The sequence below is a fragment of the Cyclobacterium sp. L-R genome, assembly GCF_056859355.1.
In genome coordinates, this window is the sequence record NZ_JBSXOH010000093.1 from 1 (window position 1) to 21332 (window position 21332).

19 protein-coding genes are annotated in these 21332 nt (G+C 39.2%); 11 read left to right on the forward strand and 8 right to left on the reverse strand.

The window, feature by feature from the left end:
- The first annotated feature begins 1260 nt into the window (after positions 1-1260).
- The 5 genes from AC13EX_RS19815 (at position 1261) to AC13EX_RS19835 (ending at position 5878) form a co-directional block, all read left to right on the forward strand.
- Positions 1261-1641, forward strand: a complete 381-nt coding sequence (locus tag AC13EX_RS19815; RefSeq protein WP_482894015.1) for a hypothetical protein — start codon at positions 1261-1263, stop codon at positions 1639-1641.
- 190 nt (positions 1642-1831) lie between these two features.
- On the forward strand, positions 1832-2959 hold the full coding sequence (locus AC13EX_RS19820) for a cytochrome-c peroxidase (protein ID WP_482894016.1): 1128 nt from the start codon (positions 1832-1834) through the stop codon (positions 2957-2959).
- Positions 2960-2962: 3 nt separating this feature from the next.
- Positions 2963-3709 (forward strand): MbnP family protein, encoded by a 747-nt coding sequence (locus AC13EX_RS19825; RefSeq protein WP_240477915.1) that lies wholly within the window; start codon positions 2963-2965, stop codon positions 3707-3709.
- Positions 3710-3732: 23 nt separating this feature from the next.
- Entirely contained in the window at positions 3733-4791 is a 1059-nt protein-coding gene (locus AC13EX_RS19830) for a cytochrome-c peroxidase (protein WP_482894017.1), read from the forward strand.
- A gap of 10 nt (positions 4792-4801) precedes the next feature.
- Positions 4802-5878, forward strand: coding sequence for a hypothetical protein (locus AC13EX_RS19835; protein WP_482894018.1), 1077 nt, complete (start codon positions 4802-4804; stop codon positions 5876-5878).
- Between the two features lie 125 nt (positions 5879-6003).
- Here the strand turns inward: AC13EX_RS19835 and AC13EX_RS19840 are convergent, their stop codons facing one another.
- From AC13EX_RS19840 to AC13EX_RS19860, 5 genes are all read right to left on the reverse strand, one after another.
- Positions 6004-6213 carry a hypothetical protein gene (locus tag AC13EX_RS19840; protein ID WP_482894019.1) on the reverse strand — a complete coding sequence of 70 codons (210 nt, stop codon included), beginning with the start codon at positions 6211-6213 and terminating at the stop codon, positions 6004-6006.
- Between the two features lie 659 nt (positions 6214-6872).
- The gene (locus tag AC13EX_RS19845) at positions 6873-7985 is read right to left on the reverse strand and encodes a peroxiredoxin family protein (RefSeq protein ID WP_482894020.1); all 1113 of its coding nucleotides are present in this window, start codon (positions 7983-7985) and stop codon (positions 6873-6875) included.
- A 335-nt stretch (positions 7986-8320) separates the two neighbouring features.
- The gene (locus AC13EX_RS19850; protein ID WP_482894021.1) at positions 8321-9544 is read right to left on the reverse strand and encodes a hypothetical protein; all 1224 of its coding nucleotides are present in this window, start codon (positions 9542-9544) and stop codon (positions 8321-8323) included.
- Between the two features lie 2 nt (positions 9545-9546).
- Entirely contained in the window at positions 9547-10371 is an 825-nt protein-coding gene (locus tag AC13EX_RS19855; protein ID WP_482894022.1) for an anti-sigma factor, read from the reverse strand.
- Complete coding sequence (locus AC13EX_RS19860; RefSeq protein ID WP_482894023.1) at positions 10361-10963, reverse strand: RNA polymerase sigma factor; 603 nt, start codon at positions 10961-10963, stop codon at positions 10361-10363. The genes AC13EX_RS19855 and AC13EX_RS19860 overlap by 11 nt, the downstream gene beginning before the upstream one ends.
- 210 nt (positions 10964-11173) lie before the next feature.
- Here AC13EX_RS19860 and AC13EX_RS19865 point away from each other — a divergent pair, with 210 nt between their 5' ends.
- From AC13EX_RS19865 to AC13EX_RS19880, 4 genes are read left to right on the forward strand one after another with little or no spacing between them, the layout of a single operon-like run.
- Entirely contained in the window at positions 11174-12409 is a 1236-nt protein-coding gene (locus tag AC13EX_RS19865) for a M16 family metallopeptidase (RefSeq protein ID WP_482894024.1), read from the forward strand.
- On the forward strand, positions 12406-13044 hold the full coding sequence (locus AC13EX_RS19870) for an O-methyltransferase (protein ID WP_482894025.1): 639 nt from the start codon (positions 12406-12408) through the stop codon (positions 13042-13044). The genes AC13EX_RS19865 and AC13EX_RS19870 overlap by 4 nt, the downstream gene beginning before the upstream one ends.
- Positions 13045-13055: 11 nt before the next feature.
- Positions 13056-14663 (forward strand): LysM peptidoglycan-binding domain-containing protein, encoded by a 1608-nt coding sequence (locus tag AC13EX_RS19875; RefSeq protein WP_482894026.1) that lies wholly within the window; start codon positions 13056-13058, stop codon positions 14661-14663.
- 44 nt (positions 14664-14707) lie between these two features.
- The gene (locus AC13EX_RS19880) at positions 14708-15700 is read left to right on the forward strand and encodes a DUF3078 domain-containing protein (RefSeq protein WP_048640416.1); all 993 of its coding nucleotides are present in this window, start codon (positions 14708-14710) and stop codon (positions 15698-15700) included.
- A gap of 226 nt (positions 15701-15926) precedes the next feature.
- Here the strand turns inward: AC13EX_RS19880 and AC13EX_RS19885 are convergent, their stop codons facing one another.
- The 3 genes from AC13EX_RS19885 to AC13EX_RS19895 all read right to left on the reverse strand — a co-directional run bounded on the left by AC13EX_RS19885 (position 15927) and on the right by AC13EX_RS19895 (position 18731).
- The gene (locus AC13EX_RS19885; protein ID WP_482894027.1) at positions 15927-16316 is read right to left on the reverse strand and encodes a hypothetical protein; all 390 of its coding nucleotides are present in this window, start codon (positions 16314-16316) and stop codon (positions 15927-15929) included.
- Between the two features lie 188 nt (positions 16317-16504).
- A complete protein-coding gene (locus AC13EX_RS19890) occupies positions 16505-17650 on the reverse strand; it encodes a DNA polymerase III subunit gamma/tau (protein ID WP_048640419.1) in 1146 nt (381 codons plus the stop codon).
- Positions 17651-17870: 220 nt separating this feature from the next.
- Positions 17871-18731, reverse strand: a complete 861-nt coding sequence (locus AC13EX_RS19895) for a GNAT family N-acetyltransferase (RefSeq protein WP_482894028.1) — start codon at positions 18729-18731, stop codon at positions 17871-17873.
- A gap of 132 nt (positions 18732-18863) precedes the next feature.
- On the opposite strand from AC13EX_RS19895, the gene AC13EX_RS19900 reads away from it, so the two are divergent.
- Positions 18864-20351 carry a DUF5687 family protein gene (locus AC13EX_RS19900; RefSeq protein WP_482894029.1) on the forward strand — a complete coding sequence of 496 codons (1488 nt, stop codon included), beginning with the start codon at positions 18864-18866 and terminating at the stop codon, positions 20349-20351.
- Positions 20348-21046 carry an ABC transporter ATP-binding protein gene (locus AC13EX_RS19905; RefSeq protein WP_482894030.1) on the forward strand — a complete coding sequence of 233 codons (699 nt, stop codon included), beginning with the start codon at positions 20348-20350 and terminating at the stop codon, positions 21044-21046. Before AC13EX_RS19900 ends, AC13EX_RS19905 begins: the two co-directional genes overlap by 4 nt.
- Positions 21047-21332: the final 286 nt, after the last annotated feature.

Below are 21332 nucleotides of genomic sequence, written 5' to 3' on the forward strand. Positions count from 1 at the left end.
GTTACACCTTTCAAGGCTAAGATTTGATTTGGCATTTTAACATAGGGGTACCACCCTGTGCTTAGGGATTTCGCCATTTTAGAAATAGTTGTGATTTTGTCAGCATTGTTGCAGAAAAGAGCAACAATACCGCCAAAATCAAGATGGTACTATAATTTCCACACCAAGGGCTGACACCCTTGGCTGATATATTTCGCCCTTTCAGGGCTGGAAAATAGGGCACTTTTCCGTGAATTGCTCTCATTACAAAACTTCGTACTCCTCTGGGAGTAGTTTAGAACTACTCCCAATTATCCATTTTAAACGAAATTGAGGCATTTGGAATGCCGGCTCCACTTTTTAGGGCTGAGGTTTGGTTTTGCATTTTAATATAGGGTTGACACCATGGGCTGATGTATTTTGCATTCAGGGCTGGGTAATTTGATTTGACCTCATGCCCGTTTTTGATAAGAAATAGACGTTGTGATTTTGTCAGTATTGTTGCAGAAAAAAGCAACAATACCGCCAAAATCATGATAGCGCTATAATTTTCACACCAAGGGCTGACACCCTTGGCTGAGATATTTCGCCCCTTCAGGGCTGGAAAATAGGTCACTTTTCCTTCAACTGCTCTGATTAAATAACTTCAAACCCTGAAGGCTTATTCCTCAGTCAAAATCACTCATCAACGTGGGCGATTCTAAAAAGGCTGGGCAATTTTAACCTATTGGTTTACAACAACTTCTACAAGTTGGCTTCGACGACTTCGACAGGCTGGCTTCGATGACTTCGACAAGCTCAGCCACCGCAGCCACCGGAGTCAACTTAGATATCGCAATTACCGGAGCCACCGAAGACACCAGAGACAACACAGCAACCTCAACCACGGGATATATCTCAGCCAGTATTGCCAATCCCCTCACCGAATATTACATAATCAAGTTAATTCTGAATTTATTATACTCATCATCACAGGCCTGGAGGGCCTGAATAATAATAACCGTGGGTGGCAACCCACGGGTCAGAAACCTACCTGAATTACTACAACTCCGGATGGGGTTGAACAGGAACTATACTTTGACCCTAAACACTTAAAATGACCCGGTAAATCAGCTTATCCGCTTCAACTTATTGAACCCTCACATATGGATTACTGTTAGTTTAATACACTTAGGCAAATTTAAGGGCTGAGATTATGATCAAAATCATAAGCCCATGAAGCAATTTTAGTTTTGCAAACAAAGTGCATTTAAACAAATAAATCCTTACTTTTGCATTCAAATGGCGAAAGCATTTATTCACATATCGCTCTCCTTGATGATCTTGCTCAACGGCTTGGTTTTTTCTGTCATCCAGATGGACTTCACCATTAACCGCGCTTATATCATTGAGAATTTTTGTGTGAATAAAGACAAACCCATGCTGCATTGCGATGGGCAATGTTTCCTGGCAGAGAAATTAAAAAAGGCCCAAAACCAAAAAGAAAAACAAGCAGGAGGCATTGAATTTAACAGAGACTTTGGTATTTTCATTTTACAAGAAGCCTCTATATCATTGACTACCCTTCCATCCACAACCCTAAATCACAGAACCTCCTATCAGGAAGCCTACAGGGTTTCCCAATTCGTGGATATTTTTCACCCGCCCAAGGCAATGGTTTAACTTTCTTTGACAGAGAACCATTACGTTCGAAATTCCAGATAGACATTCTACTGCTTAATTCAGATTAAAGTTTGCTTCTTCGCAATCTTTTGGAGTTTTATTTAGCGTGCGCAATCAGAATCGCTTTTTCGACGTTTCTTTGGAGCAACCTGTCACATTTTCTATTATTCTACATTGGCTGGTAAAGGTTATGTCACGATACCCAATTACTTATTCTATTGGGATAATCATAATTTGTACGTCAATTTGGGCCTGCAAGGAAGAATTGGTTGAAGAACCCCTTCCCGATAACACCGAAATTGAATTACAACATCCTGATTATTTCCCTAACAATATTGCTTCACCAAGCGACAATCCCCTCACAGAGAAAGGTGTAGCGCTAGGCCGCATGCTTTTCTATGAAAAACAACTGTCATTGGACGGGTCCATTTCATGTGCTTCCTGTCATCAGCAGTCTAAGGCTTTCACGGATGGGGAACAGTTCAGCACCGGTGTAAATGGCACCATTGGTGTAAAGAACGCCATGTCATTGGCCAATTTACATTGGACCTCCAGGTTCTTTTGGGACGGACGCGCAGAAAGCCTGGAAGATCAAGCCCTTCAGCCAATTTCGGATCCTACAGAAATGAACTTACCCATAGAGGAAGCGGTCGTGAGATTGCAAAATGACCCGGATTACCCAGCACGCTTTAAAGCAGCTTTTGGAACGGACCAAATAAGTGCTGACCTGGTCAGCAAGGCCATTGCCCAATTTATGCGAACATTGGTCTCCGGCAACTCAAGGTTCGATCAATGGATCAAAGAAGAGATTGTCCTTACCGATATCGAGCAGTTGGGAATGGAGCTTTTCTTTACCCATCCGGAAGCATCTATAGCCTTGCGGGGTGGCAACTGCGGTGACTGTCACCTAGGGTTTTTGACTTCAGGGGACAGAAACGATTTATTGGGTTTTCATAACAACGGGTTGGATTCGGATGAAAATTTAGATTCGGGCTTAGAGGCGGTCACGGGAAAATCGGAAGACAAGGGGAAATTCAAAGCGCCAACGCTACGGAATATCGCACTAACCGCACCCTATATGCATGATGGTAGGTTTAACACTTTGGAAGAAGTACTGGACCATTACAATGAGCATGTAGAAAGCAATGCGACTTTGGACATCCTTATCCTGGAAGCCAGCAATGAAATCATTACACCGGGAGAGCCCGTAAAACTCCACCTTACTACACAAGAAAAAGAGGCCATTATCGCCTTTTTACACACATTAACAGACGAGACATTCATAACCGATCCGGCATTTTCGGATCCTTTTAATTAAAATATGATGAAAAATTTAGCTATTATACTATTAGTCGTTTTAGGTTTCACTTCTTGCAAAGACGATAAGGAAGAAATGCCTGCAGAAATCCAGGTGAATTTCGAATTTTCCCATTTTATAAATGGAGAAGAATTGGAATTAGATGGAAAAGCTTACACCCTACCTTCAGGAGAAAGCTTTATCCCAAGTAAATTCAAATACTATATCTCCAATATCACTTTTGAAAACAGCCAAACTGGCAACTCCTACACTGTTGCAGATGGCTATTACCTAATTGATGAAGCGGGAAAAAAGGAAATCTCATTGGAAGTACCTACGGCTAACTACGACAAATTATCCTACTATGTGGGTATTGACAAGGCAAGAAACCTATCTACAGATCAGGTAGGTGACCTTGACCCTAACAATGACATGGTTTGGAGCTGGAAAACTGGTTACAAGTTTTTGGTATTAGAAGGAGAATGGGAATATCAGACTGCTGACAGAAGAGGGCTTGTAGTGCATATTGGCAACAATGACCCGGAGTCTGAGATTAATTTCAAAGAATTCTCCTTTGACCTAAGCTCTGAAGGCTTGTCTTTGGGCAATCAGGCCATGGTTGATCTTGATATTGAGGCCGAAATAAGTAGCCTCTTTACAGGCGACAGTGATCTTGTTGTTCATGAGCTTGAAAGTACAAGTATTATGGGAGGACCATTGGCCATTACTGTAGCCAACAATTACCAGAAGAATCTTTTCTCTATCAAATAAACCATTGTCATCCCTTCCTATAAATGGATTGCTACAAAATCAGTTTGTCTTTTATTTTGCTAGCAGCAGGTTTTTTAAACGCCTGCTTGCCTATAAATGAAGACATGGGAAATAAAGCACCGGAATATTTTGTTCCGGTGCCCTCTTCCAGTCTGCAGCAGGAGGACTTTCCCCAACCGGAAAGAAATTACCTCAGCAAAGAAGGGGTTGAACTGGGCAAGACATTGTTTTTTGACCCGGGACTGTCTGCCAATGGAAAAGTTTCATGTGCAGGTTGTCACTTGCCGGAAAAAGCTTTCAGCGATGGACTGGCATTGACCAATATTGGCGTTTCCGGATCGGCCTTGCATAGGAACTCACCTGCCTTATTTAATCTGGCCTGGCATGATGGGCTCTTTTGGGAAGGTGGAGCCAATGACTTGGAATCCATGGTTTTCGGCCCGCTAACACATCCCGACGAAATGGCCGCAGACTTAAATGAAGTCCTTCAATACCTCAATAGCCATGAAACTTATCCTAGGCAATTTCAAGAAGCATTCCCCACAGACACCATTACGAGCGCAGCCATCGCCAGATCCCTTGCCCAGTTTATGCGGACCCTTATATCTGATGATAGCAAATACGACCAATGGAAAAGGGGAGAAATTGAGCTCAATTCAGAAGAATTGAAAGGCTACAGCGTATACCAAGAACAATGCAGTAGTTGTCATAAAGAGGGCTTATTTACTGATTTAAGTTACCATAACAATGGACTGGACAGCAGCTATCCTGACCCACCGGAATTGGAAGGGCTGTATCAGGGCAGGTACAGGATCACCTACAAAGACGAGGACATGGGTGCTTATAAAACTGCTTCTCTGAGAAACCTATCCTTTACCGCTCCCTACATGCATGATGGCAGGTTTGCTAGCCTTGAAGAGGTATTGGATCACTATGGAACCGGCATTAAGACCAATGAAACCTTGGCCCCAGAACTCGAAAATGGTATTGTATTAAGTGCCACCGAAAAAACACAACTATTGGCTTTCCTTAACAGCCTTAACGATTATAATTTTATTATAAATCCAGCCTACCAAAAATAGGTTTACCACCATGAAAAGACTCACTATTTTAGCCATCACCCTGTTGACATTCTCCTTTTTACCCAATGAAGCAAAAGCATGTGATAGCTGTAACTTTTTCGAATACAGCCTCTTGCAAAACAGAAGCTATTTTGGTCTGTTTTACAGGCACCGCAGTTTTGGCGACTACACACAATATGGGAACACCACCAACCAAGTCACCACTGCAGGTTTGTCAAATGCTGTTTTTGAAAACAGCGTTACTAATAGCTATACGCCCAATGCAAGGATGTTACCCACTACTATCCCTGATCATGTGGTTATGCACGAACCGGAAGGTACAGGGCTCTATGTCAACAAAACAAAAATGGATTGGGAAACTTATGAAACGGTGGAACTTAGAGGAAACTTCATGTTAAAAAACAACTGGAACTTCGCCTTTCTCCTACCCTATGAGTCCAACCTGGTCTACTATGAAAAATTGCTAGACCTACCCAATCCCGTTCAGGACACCACCATAAGCGTAAAAGGTTGGGGAGACTTGACTTTAGCTGCTGATTATATACATTACATCTACAACTCCAAGGCAAGGCATACATTTCGACCAGGAATAGCTATCACCGCCCCAACCGGACAATCAAGGAGAGTCTCTGATAGCGAGCAACTTTTCGACCCAATTATTCAGCCAGGCACAGGATCTTGGAGTTTGATTGGAAGAATGAACTATCAGTTATTCTATACCAAGACAGGAGCCAACCTTTCATTCAGCTATAAAACAGCCACTGAAGGGAGTCAAGAGTACCAATTTGGAAACAGTTTCAATGGATCTGCTGTGGGCTTTCATCAATTCACCTTTCAAAACAATTGGATTTTGGTCCCCAATCTTGGTGGATATTTTGAACATTCAGCGAATGATACTTGGAAAGGTGAAACACAAGCCCTTACAGGCGGTGATGTAGCATTTGCACAGGCAGGAACAGACCTGAACATAAAAGATTGGACTTTAAGTTTTGTCTGGCAGACCCCTTTGTCACAAAACTTGAATGGAAACCAAATATTACACCGGGACCGGTTGAGTATTGGTATTATTAAATCCTTTAAGTTGTAGTAAAGAAAAAAAATTAAAAAAATAAATAAAAAAATCAGGTGCTATATAAGTTTCAAAAAATCCTACAAAAAATTTTAAATGATTCCAGCATGAAATAAATCATGCTGGAACAGTTCATCAAAAAATCAACTCAACACTTTCTTCTCAGTTTTCAAACCGTTATAAAACAAATAACCAAAACCCAACTGAGGTACTACAATCAATAATACATGAAGTAAAGTTACTCCTCCACTAAGAGAAATATTTAAATTCAAAAGATTGGCAACAGCCAGTATCACTAAAAGGGATACAAGAGCAAAAAGATGGGCCATCAATATTTTTTTTTGACTTTTCATAATCTTAAAATTTACTATAATTAGAGCTATTAAAAATGGTCAGTGCAGTTATTTACACTTGACTACATGACAAACTTGAGACATTTAATCCGCAAAAACAAATTGCAAAACTTCGTTCAACACCTATGAAAATCAATGTTTTACGATTTACACCATTACAAAAAACCTTAATTGCAAATCGTTTTACTTAAATTGCATTTCACCTCAAAAAAACTTTAAAAAAAAAATTGATTTTTTTTTATATAGTGTTCAATGAATAGGTTGAAAATGCGAAAATCAATTGATTTTGCTGAATTAAACCTAAAACGACATAGCCTATAACAATACCATAAGTCATTCCCTTTGTATGAAGCTGAATTGAAATCGATACATGTCTCGGAGACATGCAATAGCCCTTCTATTACACGATGGAATCGCTACGGACCCTATTGCTTAAACCCGAAATATGCAATAGACAATCTATTACCTGCTAAAATCGCTTTAAAATACCCAATCGTTGCTGTTTTCAATTTCACCATAGCGGTGCTATGCTAAAATCTCCACACAGCCCGATTTTCTTGCGATTGCATCACTTCTCGTAAACACGGGAAATCCTATTACATAATCCGGGTTAAACCGAATTAAAATGGGTGACTTTTATTTCCTTGAATACGGTCTAACTATAATTGACCATTATTCAATTGGTCCAGAAACACTTTATCATATCCAAGTATGGTTTTCTCAATAAGCCCCTCTTCATTGATAAGAATGAAAGTAGGGTAAGCTGATACGCCATACATTTCCGCAATTTTCTTTGCCCCTGCAATTACGGGGAAAGGGACAAGAAATTTTTCAACGTAATCGATTACCTTATTTCTGGAATCAAGTGGATTTATGTACAAGGCCAAAACATTATCTGGCAATTGATAATCCTTTTGGTTAAAATGATGGAGGGCTTGAAGGCAATACCCGCAGTTTATTACTGAAAAATTCAGTAGTACTTTTTTACCCTTGAACTCTTCTAAATCAACGGTATTATTTTGCAAATCATCGGCTATAAAATTAGGGGCAACCTGACCAAGGGCCAGCATCTTCTCTTCATACTCACTCCCATAAGCGACAGACTTGTAACCCTCTGGATAATCATAAGTAAGAGACACACTTGATTTTTCAGCATTAAAGTCAGAATATTCATACACTATTGTTTGATTGAGATCCCCTTTAAAAAAGTTTCTGCGTTCAAACCTTTCTAGTTGCTTCGCTTTCCTATTAATGAAAATGTGCAGCTCTGTATAAATTGTGTTACCGTTTACAATAGTATCACTTTCAACTCTAAAAAAATCCCCATACGATTCCCCACCAATAAGGGTGTCTTTATCGAATTTCCAATCCGATTGATTTAGTAAGGCTATTGGTGAATAATTGATGTATGAGTTATCATTTAATCGGCGTTTTATTTCCTCCTGTTTTTCTGAAGGATAAAAAATTACTTCCTTTTGGGTATGGTTTACTATTCTATATTCCCCATTAGCATATATTTCATCTCCTCTTTCTGATTTTATTAAAAAATCATAGCCTATTGCACTGGAATCAGCATTACTAAATACAAGCGAAGCATTTAAGGTATCGTATGTTCCCATAGGGTTAGGGTAATACGCTTTTTGAAAATAGCTAAAGTGCTTTTGATCAGACAATTTCATTTTTATTTGGTTTAAGCTCTTTTGAGTATTGTCGGAACAAGAGTTGGCGATAAACAAAAAGAGGGACAAGGTGACGTATTTTAATATCTTCATTTGTGTATTAATTTAGAATAAGAAAATTGGTTTTTGCTTCACACTATAGACATTCAATCGCTCACCACAATTACCTAATCTTAGCTTCAAAGCCATATAGTTGTATCAATTAACAAGTACCGTTAACTCTGAACATATATTAAACTTAGATTTTGCAGACGGATTTGTAATGATAGGAGGGGCAATCATTAGGAAGTCTAGCCTTCCTGAGACTGGCCATATCACGGTTATGGTGAACATAACTAACCGTCAAGTAGCGTTGAAAATAGCAAGGATGGACTGATTTAGAGGTGATGCTATCTGCTTTTAGGATATATATTGGCTATTTCATCAAGTTAAATAAATTCTAAAACTACTTTTTGCATGATTTGCTTTAAGTTCATTTCACCTTTGCCAAAGGCCAACAAATCTTTTGCTTTGGCTGAAATCTCAACAGTCCCTGGCATTTGGCAAGTATTACAACTGGGCATGTTTAACTGCAACAGCACTCGCTCATTTGGAGCAATGCTCTTGATCGTTTTTCCATAGGTGGTAAACTGCTTGGTAATTTCATTCAAAAATTCCGGATAAAGGCCAACGACCTTGTCATCTCTTTCTTTTTCGGTTATATTTTTAAGATTCAAAGTAGGGAAATCATAAAACCCCTTATTTTTCCTTATCGAAGAAAATAGATTAATGGAATAAATTACTCCAAAACCTGGGAGAATCTGAACGGATGGTTTTTGTTGGATATAGTAGTTTGCTGACAAATCTATCTGATACAATCGCTCAAGAATTGAAGCGAAAACCAGTAAATCTTGTGCGATTTTAGTGGTACCCAAACTTGAAAATTGAATGCGGGTTATGGCCTCTTCCCTATTTATTTTTCCAGTTGAAAAATCAGTTAAATCGGATTTAGTAATAGCTGCACTAACATTATTATCAACCTTATGGGTGTCATTTATATTGAATGCCAATCCAGAATCTTTGTTTTCAATCAATACAACCAACAACTTATCATCTGGAGCCATCTGAGATATCAGTGGGCCATAATCCAGCAAATAGGTTATTAAGTTTTCTTTATCTATATCATTACGATCTGATTTAAAACCCTGGATGCTTTTCGTTAAGGTCGACGTTTTCCCCAAACCAATATTGGATTCAAATGTTTGATCTCCAATGAAACTTTGCATGTTGACCGCTCCCTTTGTTGGTACTGTAGTACTGTCTGAAAAAGGCTTGCTATTATATAAATGAAACCCATTAAAAAATTGGTCTCTAATGTCAATAGCTATCATTACCCCAAAACCTTTGATATACTGGGAGCGCATTTTATTAGACTTACCAGAATGTAATCTAAGGTTGTTTTGTGGTATTGGCTGGTCCATATCCAAAACCATCACTTCTCCATTTGACACTATTGATAAGGCCTGTGATTTCCCTTGGGGAGTAATCAAACCTTCAAGAATGGTTTCCGCTACCTCGATATCTTTTTTCATCAAGATATGATCAATGTCTTGAGCCTCAACTCCTTGTATAAAAAGGATCAGCAACAGCAATAACATAAAGTAAGTTCTCATATTTATTCATGTTTAAGGTTCCCATTAAGGTAATAATGGTCAGATAAGAATTCATTTGATTCGGACAGTAGCATTTCTTTATCTGCCTCTATTCCTGCCAGCACCATCTGAAGGTACAAGATGTCGTTTTCCCGCATACCCTGCATCTCAGCCATCATGACTTTTAAGATTTCATTGGTACGATAAAGCTGTTGCTCTCCAATTTCATCTACTAGTTTTCTGTAGTGATCCTCGTTAATGGTTTGCCCGTTTTCTATAACTTCCTTCAATTTATTAGACACCATTTTTTCCAATTGGTCGAATTCCTTCCTAACCAATGATTGTGGAACCAGGTACCCTTCTGAAAGCTGATCTAGAATCTTTAATGAGGCCAGGCTTTCCTGATCAAGAAGTTTTTCTATATTTTGTATCCTCGCTTCCAAGCCTGTTAAAGCACCATTCTCACCTTGGTTAATTAAAGCATCTGATTCCATTAGTTTTTCTCCATTACCAAAAGTTATAAGTAGACCGTTTGAATTTGAATAAACACTCAATCCAGTCATCTTGGCAGTGAAAATCAATAATCCGACAATTACCCCCAAGACGGCAACCAGCCTTACAACTGGCTTGGACCAAAGGGAAGCAGTTGGTGCTGGTAGTAATAAGGGAGGGGGTACAGGAATATCTTCTAAATTGTTCAAATAGCCACGGATACGCATAAAGTCCTTGTGGTCTTTATTCAATTCCTGATTTTCCGCCAACTCCCCGGCTACCTCTTTCTTTTCGTCTGAGGACAATTCCCCATAGAGGTAAGCCATTAATCTATCTTTATTAGTGCTATTCTTCATAACCAAAGCTATTTTGATTGATGTTCATTTTGTTTAAATACTTTCTTAGGTGTTTGAATGCATAATACAGCCTGGATTTGACTGTATTTTCTGATTCGCCCAAAATTTCTGCTATTTCTCTAAATTTCAATCCCTCAAATTCTTTCATAATCAAGACACTTCGTTGTTCTTCTGACAACTCCATTAGCCCCTTCTCCAGGCATAATTTAAGTTCCTGGTCCATCATTAATGACTCAGGATCACCCGAAGGTGAAATGTAATCTGCACGAAAATCCCCCTTCGCTTCAGAGGAAGAATTTATACTTTCATATCTACGATTTGTTGTCTTTCGCCTTTCCCCAAGACAATGGTTGTGTAAGATGGTATACAACCAAGTTTGAAATTTGGCAGCATCTTTTAATGCAGGCAATTTGAGCCACACAGTTATGAAAGTTTGCTGACTCACTTCCATCGCTGCATCATAATCACCTAGAATCCTTAAGGAATAATTAAACACTCTCTTGTACCAACTCTTCACCAGTAACCCCTGGGCAATGGGATCTCCTTTTTGAGCCCTTTGGATAATCTGGTCGTCTGGATTTATTTTATTCATAGGGAAATCTACTAGGATAAATGGTCTAATGCTAAGATGCTTTCAATGTCAATTTAGTTTTACTAGCCGACATTTTTTTTCATTATTTTTTTTCTTAGCAAAACAATGCCCCCCATTTCCCACATAAATCCCATCCAAGGTTCCAATTTTTTCCTTACCGGGTTTCTTTCCCAATAATTGATGCTATTTTTGTTCTTTGGAAAGAGAAGCATGACATATCAAATCAAGGCGTTTGAAAACGGAATCAGAGTTGTACACCAAGAAGTAAACAGTACCCGATTGGTTCACTGTGGGTTTATACTCGATATCGGTAGCAGAGATGAAACTGAAGAGCAGGTGGGGTTAGCGCATTTCTGGGAACACATGGCTTTTAAAGGCACCCAAAAAAGAAAAGCCTTTCATATCCTCAACAGGCTTGACTCTGTCGGTGGTGAGCTTAATGCCTATACCACCAAAGAGAAAATATGTTTCTACGCAACCGTATTGCAGCAGCACTGGAACAAAGCAGCGGATTTGCTTTGTGACATCACCTTCAATAGTACTTTTCCTCCCAAACAAATAGAAAAAGAACGACAGGTAATATTGGAGGAAATGGCCATGTACCGGGATTCACCGGACGATGCCCTTCAGGATGAATTTGACAGTTTGCTTTTCCCTAATCATTCTCTAGGTTACAATATTCTTGGTACTGAGGACTCTGTGAGAAGTTTCACACAGGAGGATTTTATCAATTTTATTGCCCAACATATGGATACTTCACGAATAGTGGTCTCTGTGGTGGGCAATATAAGTTTCAAAAAAGCCCTTAACCGGTTAAGTCCTTTATTAAGTAATATTCCTGCTACGGAAAGTTTGGTAAAAAGGACCCCTTCTCTGTACTATAAGCCAGAGACCATTGCTTTCCACAAGGACATCACACAGGCCAATTGCGCCTTGGGAAAGCCTGCATTTTCGATAGATGACCCAAGAAGATTTAAACTTCATTTGCTAAACAATATATTGGGAGGCCCCAGCATGAACTCAAGGCTAAACATGGCTTTGCGAGAAAAACACGGGCTTGTTTACAGCATTGAATCTGTCTATCAAGCATTTACTGACACGGGTTTTATAGGAATCTATTATGGAACAGAAGAAAAAGCTGCTGAAAAAGCCCGTAAAATCGTTTTAAAAGAAATTCACCGAATATGTACCAAGAAACTTGGAAGCATGCAGCTCCATATGGGCAAAGAACAAGCCATAGGTCAAATGGCCATGGCTGAGGAAAATTATGCCGGCTTGATGCTTGTCTATGGAAAAACCTTATTGGATAAAGGAAAAATTGAACGGCTTGAAGATATTTTTTCAAGCATTCGTTCAGCGACAGCTGAAGAGCTCATGGAGCTGGCCAATGAAATATACGATGTAGATAAATTCAGTTTTTTAACCTATCTGCCAAAACAATTATGATTGACGAAGAACTATTAAACTATTGTGAACAAAACAGTGGTGAGGAAGACGCACTGCTTCAATTGATCCGTAGACAAACTAATCTAAAAGTACTAAAACCCCGAATGCTATCTGGACACTTGCAGGGCAAAATGCTGGAGTTGTTCGTGAAAATGACAGGCGGTAAAAATGTTTTGGAGATTGGGACGTTTACAGGATATGCTTCTATATTTTTAGCTAGAGGTTTGGCAAGCAAAGGTAAACTGACAACAATTGATGTCAATGAAGAATTGGAAGAAATGGTGCGTGGTTTTTTCAACCAATCGGGCTTAATGGATAAAATCGATTACAGAATTGGCAATGCTCTTGAAGTGATTCCCACCTTAACGGAGCCTTTGGATTTTGTTTTTATAGATGCAGACAAGCAGAATTATGTCAACTACTTCGATTTGGTGGTTGACAAAATGAGACCCGGAGGATTAATTTTAGCAGACAATATTTTATGGTCGGGAAAGGTTTTGGAGAAGAACCGCAAAAAATTGGATAAAAACACAGCTGCGATTTTGGCATACAATGAGAAAGTAAACAATGACTCAAGAGTTGAAAATGTAATTTTACCGATAAGGGATGGCATTATGCTTGCCCGGAAGCTTTAACCGGAATGAGGATGAAAAAAACAGTAATTGCCAGTATTTTATTTTTTATAACTATTTACCTCCCTGTTTTTGGACAAGTACCTCAGGTACCTCGTGTCATAGACTTTGCAGGGATCACTTTAAAGCTAAACGAGGCAGCCCGAAAAGACATTCAGGCAGATGTAGATGCTCAATATAGAAGCGCTTCGCATTTTCAGGTGAAGCTGGACCGGGTAAACCTTTACATGCCTATTATAGAAAGAGTTCTTAGAGAAGAAGGAGTCCCTGATGACTTCAAATTTTTAGCCATACAAGAGAGCAGTCTGATTTCCGACGCCGTTTCTACTTCAAATGCCGTTGGTTTCTGGCAGTTTAAGAAAGGTACTGCAGAAGAAGTCTTCATGAGAGTGGACAATGAAGTAGATGAACGTAAAAGCATTGTTTCTTCCACAAGAGGAGCTGCCAAATACCTAAAGAAGCACCAAAGGTACATGGAAAATTGGGCCACTACCCTTGTCTCCTATCAAATGGGACTGGGAGGAGCCAGGAGCTACTATAAAGACAAATACAAGGGACACAGAAGTATGGATATCGATAGAAACACCTATTGGTACCTCAAGAAGTTCCTCGCACACAAAATCGCTTACCAAGGTCAACTTGGCAAAATGGTGAGTAATGGAAATTATTTGCATGAATACCATGTGAAAGGCCCAAGCAATCTTAAGTCTGTAGCCAAAACGTTGGGAGTTAGCGAAAACCACCTAAAAGAATACAACAAATGGTCATTGAAGGGTAGCATTCCTGGTGACCGAACTTACACGGTTACCTATATCTTAAATGGTATCGTTCCTGAACGCCCTCTACTGGCCAACAATCCACTTCCCAGTAATGATAGCGGTTTACTTCCAGGAAGATCCAATGTCAAGGGATTCCCTAAGATCACTGGCAACAGTGGTAACTCAAAGCAAGCCAATCAAATAAAAATAAATGGCATTAAAGGAATTGTAGCGATATCGAACAACCAAAGTCAACTTGCCATTCAGGCGGGTATAAGCGAAGGGAAATTGAGACGGGCAAATGATTTAAAACCTTCAGACCCCATCCAACCTGGTGCCTATTACTATACAAAAAACAAAAAAAGCAAAGCAAAAACTCCGGAACACATTGTCCAACCTGGGGAGACCTTATGGAGTATCTCTCAATTGTACGGCATTCGAAAACACTCGCTCATGGCCAAAAACAGGATCTATAAAGACGAACAACTTCTTCCCGGAATGGTGTTGCGGCTAAGGAAATACTATAAGAAAAATGAGACGATTGAAAGGGTGAAATTGTCCCCCGCTCCTGTACAGGTGGTGAGCAACCAAGTTTCTGCGCAGCAAAAGCCAACAACAAGTAGTCAGCTTCCTGCTCCAGTAACACAACCAGTACCGGCTAAAAAATATGAAAGTCCTAAACCACAACCTCAACCCACTTCAGAGCCCTCCCCTTCTTATAAGGAGCACTTGGTAAAACCTGGGGACACCCTCTATTCTATTTCCAGAAACTATGGGGTAACGGTGCAGGAATTGAGAAATTGGAACAATATAGGAGAAGATAATCTACTCTCTGTAGGACAAAAACTGGAAATTCGAAAATAAATAAAATAATTGACTGTATATTTGTATTTGACTGTCTATTCGCCATGCACACAAGGATTGTTTTATTACTATTTCTACTATTAGCCACGAAAATCAGCCTTGTACAGGCTCAGGATGCCTTGTCTAAAGCAGATACAGTTATCATCGGTGGGGATACCCTCGTTATGCTGGGAGACTCATTGATATTCACTACAGAAGTAGAGCCTATTTATTGGAAACAAGGGGGAAACTTCAATCTTAGCCTACAGCAAGTAAGCCTTAGTAACTGGGCATCTGGTGGAGCCAGTTCCTTTGCTTTGAATACAGGTTTACAGCTTTTTGCTAATTATAAAAAAGAGAACATCATCTGGGACACCAAACTCACTATCAATTACGGGATAAACAGGCAAACGGGAAGGGCTTACCCAACCAGAAAATCCAATGACAACTTTATTTTTATAAGCAAATATGGCCGCCAACTAAGTAAGAAAATATACCTTTCCACTCAGATTGATGCGCGAACACAATTGCTGGAAGGTTACCGATATTTCCGGCCCTCGGGGGCTGAAAGAGACAGTAGAAGTCGACTTTCTGATTTCCTGAGTCCAGGTTATGTCCAATCTTCTACTGGTTTGAATTACCAGACTACTTTTAAAAACAACGGGAAGTTTTCTTCAATTTTATCTCCATTTACAGGAAGGTTTACCGTAGTGTTGGACGATTCTCTGAGTATGGCAGGTGCATTTGGGGTAGTTCCTGGAGAGAAAGTAAGACCTGAAGCAGGTATTTCTTTGGGCTCTTCAGCCGATTTCCAAGTAATGGAAAACATAAGGTGGAAAATGGACCTTAACCTCTTTACCAATTATGAAAAGCTGGGTAACACGGTTGTCAATTTCAATTCTGTAATTAGCTTAAAGGTAAACAAATACATTACCACCAGAATTGAGACCATTATGATTTACGATGAAAAGGTATATATACCTCAGGACGATGGACCAGCTACTCGTGCCATACAACTGCAGAACCTGCTTAATTTCGGAATTGGACTGGACTTTTAACTTGGGTCTGCAAGCTTGAGTATCCCTATTGAATTCAATTTGCCCTTTAACTCTAAATTACAGGCATATCCTTCCATTTGCAATCGATAGCTAAGGGATAATCCTCTGGAAAGAAAGTGTAGTTAGGATTTGATTCTAGCAGCATTAATGGATTGCTCCTACAACAATAGAACATACTGTACTTAACCCGCCTATTATTAGATTTAAAAACAACTCTGAATTAGGCTTAAAAATCAGCCTCAAGACCAAAGCGCTTTTTCAATTCTTTCAATGCCGGAGACTTCTCCATGAGATAAGTTAATTTTTCTCTGGAAGTATACAGGTTCTTCAAAGGATCCACAGCTTGCTCCGTGATTTCAAAAGTAACCTCCACATCAGGCTGTCTTAATTTCCTCCTTAATATACCTGTTAGTTCTGGTTTCAACTTGGGAAAAAGATCCTCATGTAACCCAGAACTAAGCATAAATACAACCTCTCTGTTCCTCAGCTCAAATGGTTGATTAAGCAAAGCCATTTCCATGTTTTTGTGGTCCTTCTTGAAGTCCTCCAAAATTTCTTCAAAAACACCCTTAATGGTATCTAGATTAAGTGGCTGCTTAGGGATGCTCTCATCCAATTCAGGAAGGTCTTCAATTTCGCTTTCCTTTTTAGGCGAAACTTCTAAAGGCCTTTCTTTGATTTGTTTTTTAACAGCTTTAAGATTAGAAGGAATAGAAATGGTCTTTCTAATTACCGGAGCAGGGTTGGGTTCGCTGGCCGACTTTGAATGTCCTGCTCCCTCAGCCTTTTTTCCGGGTTCATTCTCTAGGCTTTTTTTTTTGCTTCCCCACTAGCAACAGCGGCAAGAGAAATGGCGTGTGGAAGTTTAGCTAACTTCATCAAAACCAACTCCACATGTAGCCTTTGGTTTTTGCTAGCTTTGTAGGAAAGGTCTGCCTGATTGCAAATACTTAATGCAGACAACAAAAAAGAATATGGGCTTTTTGCAGATTGCTCTACGTACCTTGATTTGGCTGTTTCCGAAACCTGAAGCAATACTGCTGTATCAGGATCCTTACAAACCATCAATTCTCTAAGGTGCTCACTAAGTCCTACAAGGAAATTATGGCCATCAAAACCTTTTTTAAGAATCTCGTCAAAAATCAATAAGGCCTTGGATATGCTTTCCTCTAAAAGTGCTTCTGTTACTTTAAAGTAGTAATCATAATCAAGAACATGTAGATTGTTTATGGTCTCCTGATAAGTTACTTTTTTGCCGGCAGAAAAAGTGACAATCAAGTCATATATAGAAAGTGCATCTCGAAGGGCACCATCCGCCTTGGTTGCAATCAACCTCAAGGCCTCGGTTTCATAATCTACGCCCTCTTCTTTTGAAATGTATTCCAAATGCTGGCTAATGTCCTGTATCTGTATCCTGTTAAAGTCAAAAATCTGACAACGGGAGAGAATAGTAGGAATTATCTTATGTTTCTCTGTGGTAGCGAGAATAAATATAGCATGTTTGGGAGGCTCCTCTAATGTTTTCAAAAAGGCATTGAAGGCCTGGGTGGAAAGCATGTGAACCTCATCAATAATATAAACTTTGTATTTACCTTTCTGAGGCACATACCTGACCTGGTCTACAAGATTTCGAATATCATCAACGGTATTATTTGAAGCTGCATCTAGCTCGTGAACATTAAAAGAGCTATTGGAATTGAAAGCGGTACATGAACTGCATTCATTGCAAGCTTCACCATTGTCCTGACGATTCTCACAATTTATTGTTTTGGCCAATATTCTGGCACAGGTAGTTTTACCTACTCCACGGGGACCACAAAACAAAAACGCCTGGGCTAAATGCTCATTTTTTATCGCATTCTTTAAAGTTGTGGTAATATGGCTTTGCCCCACCACACTCTTAAAGTCCGAGGGTCTGTATTTTCTGGCAGAAACAACAAAATTTTCCATCACCGCAATTTATAAAATTAATCGAACTTAAAACTCCTTGTGCTTCCTTTTTAGCTCCCTCTCTTCGCTAACCTACTGGAAATATGGGCATTTAAATATTTTTGAGTTATAAAAGTCTTTAAAAACCTCAAATATCTGTTAGCCCCCTAAAAATCAATCGAATCAATAAGAAAGGCATAATGAAAACAATGGCTATTCGATTGCATCAACTATTTCAGGCTTAACCCAATTCAGGCCCAGTTATTAAATAATAGTTTTCAACAGTACCTTTTGCAGCATTTGGGGGGATGAACATTCTGATCAACTCCCGCTGTTTGCTAAAACCGCACTTTTCAAGCCATGGATTTAAATTTGCATGATGCTCAGCCAAGTCCAAAACAAGATCACGATCATAAAAATGCGCTAAAGCCTTACTGATAAGAACCTGAGCAACCTTGTCATTTGTGGCAACCAAGGGGCCAAATTGCAAAAACTTACTTCCCGGACGGCAAAACATAAACCCCTCTATCTCTTGGTCCCGTTTTACCATAAAAGCTCCATTTGGGAAATTAGCAAACAACTGCTGCAAAACCTCTTCCCTGTCTGCACCAAACACCTTTTTATCATACGATAAAATTGCCTCAAAATCTTCTTCTTCAATTTTAAGTACCTCTTCAGTAGGAAAGCCCCAAATTTGGGATTTTCCTTGTGGTCTTACCCATCTAAAAAGAGAATATTCTTTGACAAAGCCCAATTGTTCATAGACCATTTGCCCTGCAGGTGTAGCGTCAAGTTTGATGGTTTGATTAGTCCCTAAACGCTGAATAACTTCCCGCATTAGTTTTTTACTTATGCCCTTCCTTCTGTACATTCGGTCCACGAGCATCATTCCAATCCAGGCAAGTTTACCTTTATAAGAAAAAGAACAAACGGTGCCTACCACCTTGTCATCGGCAATAACGACAAGGCACAAGTCAGGATTATTCGTCAAAAACAACTCCCAATCAGATCTGGTTTGATTCCAACCTTCTTCTGATTTAAGTCTCATTGCATCATTCAGGTCCTCGACCTGCATTTCTCTTATATAAAATTCTGAATCCATATTTTTTATTCATCTTAAAATGAAATATAAACCAGTAAACTGGAATTATTAACTGCATTTGGGGAATTTTTTCATATTTTAGAAAATCTAACCGACTGAATTTTACAAAACCCAATTAACCCTGTTATCTATATGGTGAAAACCCTGATAAAACTAGAGGCGCTAAAAAGGATACGAAGCACTTCTTTTGCTAGAAGCTTGACCATTGGCATATTTATATTACTTATAGGAGTTTTATTACTGGGCTACTTACTCCTTTTCGGCTTGTTTCTTAACAAGATCATTACCGAAGTATTGGAAAAACCAGATGCCATAAATTTCATCAACAGTAACCTGCTTTACTTTTTTTTACTGGAGCTAATTTTCCGCTATTTTATTCAACAGCTTCCTGTCATCAACTTGGAAAACTACGTTCATTTACCTATTCCCAAGTCCACTATCGTTCACTTCTTATTGGTTTGTAGCTTTATATCTCCATTAAACATCATTGCATTACTCTTATTCGGTCCATTTGCTTTTATAGAACTGAAAGCTACTTTTGGCCCTTCTCCTGCCTTTGTTTGGTTAGGAGCAATTCTTCTCACCAGCTGGTCTATACATTGGTTCGTCCTCTGGTTCAAACAGCGTTTTGAGGACAGCCTTATTGGCACTTTGGTCGTTTTTAGCGCCCTATTGCTTAGCATAGGGTCAAGCTATTTTGGACTTTATGATTTGGGCGCTTTTTTTGAACCAGTATTCACCTTTGCACTGGAAAATCCCGCTCCCATATTTCTTTTAATGGCCGCATTAATTTTAAGCTATTTTCTGTGCTTTGCCTTCTATAGACAAAATGCCTATTTAGAAGAACTTTCCGAAGGTGATCATCTACAATTTGCCAACCAGAACTTGGGCTTTTTATCAAAATTTGGGCTTGCAGGTGAAATGGCAAATTTGGAATGGAAGTTAATCATCCGACACAAAAAGAGCCGAACCTTCCTTACCTTATGTTTATTGTTCCTCCTTTATGGATTGATTTTTTATAACAACCCTGCTTATTTAAAAGAAACGGGATTCAATTATTTATTCATATTTGTCGGGACTTTTATAACAGGGATATTCATGCTTCAATATGGGCAATTGTTCCTAAGTTGGAACTCTCCTACTTTTGATTTCTATGTACACCAGAAAAATGGATTAAGGGCTTTGGTAAAGGGCAAATACCTCCTGTTTACAGGGATTTCCTTTATCTGTTTTATCCTCTCTGTACCCTATGTTTATTTTGGATGGGATGTATTGCTCATTCATTTGGCCACTTTTCTATTCAATATGGGAGTTACCATTCACCTGGTAATTTACATGGCACTATGGAAACCAAAACCCATGAACCTCCACAAAGGATCTGTATTTAATTATGAAGGCATGGGACTCTCCCAATTCTTAATGATCATTCCACTAGTAGCAGTACCTTATGCAGTATTCCTTCCTGTAGCCTATTTATTCGGAGATTATTCCGGATTACTTGCATTGGCCGTTATAGGCGGATTTGGATTGCTCATATTCCCAATGATCTCTACTAAAATGGCTGATGCCGTAGTGGATAGAAAATATGAAATTTCAGCATCATTTCGTCAAGAGATATGATTAAAATAGAAGCATTAAAAAAAATATACGGCACAACCACCGTTTTAGATATTCCAGCACTTACCATTCCTAAAAGTCAATGTATAGGTCTGGTAGGAAACAATGGTGCTGGCAAAACTACATTGTTTCGTGTAATGCTAGACTTAGTAAGGGCTACTGAGGGGGCCGTGACTGTGGATGAAGAGGAAGTAAGTCATGGCGAACAGTGGAAAACCAAGGTGGGCGCCTACCTGGATGAAAACATGCTACTTTCCTACTTAAGCCCCGATGAGTACTTCAATGCCCTGAGAAAAATATATCGTCTATCCAAGGAAGACTTACAATTACATTTGGAGAAATTCACTGACTTTTTTAATGGTGAAATATTAGAGTCCAAAAAATACATCAGGGATCTGTCCAAAGGCAATATCAAAAAAGTGGGCATTGCTGCGGCACTGCTAGGAAAGCCGGAGGCAGTTTTGCTGGATGAGCCTTTTGAAAACCTAGACCCAAGCTCTCAGATCAGGTTGAAAAAATTAATTTTAAAGGAAAAAGAAGACAACCTGGTAACTTTTTTAATCTCCAGCCATGACCTTAACCATGTGGCTGTAATTTGCGAAAGAATTGTGCTACTCGAAAAAGGCAAAATAATCAAGGACTTAGAAGACAAAAGCCATATGGCAGAAGAGTTAAACAATTATTTTAATGTCGGCTAACTACAAGTTTCAATAGAGTAAAAACGCTTTAACCCGAAATATGCAATAGAAATTCTATTACGTGCTGAAATCGCTTTAAAATCAGCCACTTCGTTGCTGTTTTCAATTTCACCATAGCGGTGCTATGCTAAAATATCCAAACAGTCTGATTTTCTTGCGATTGTAACACTTCCCGTAAACACGGGACAGGCTATTACGAATCCTATTACATAATCCGGGTTTAAAAATTATCTTTTGTTATCCATAGTTAATTGAAGCAATAAGCGGCTCTCTGACCCTAGGGGTT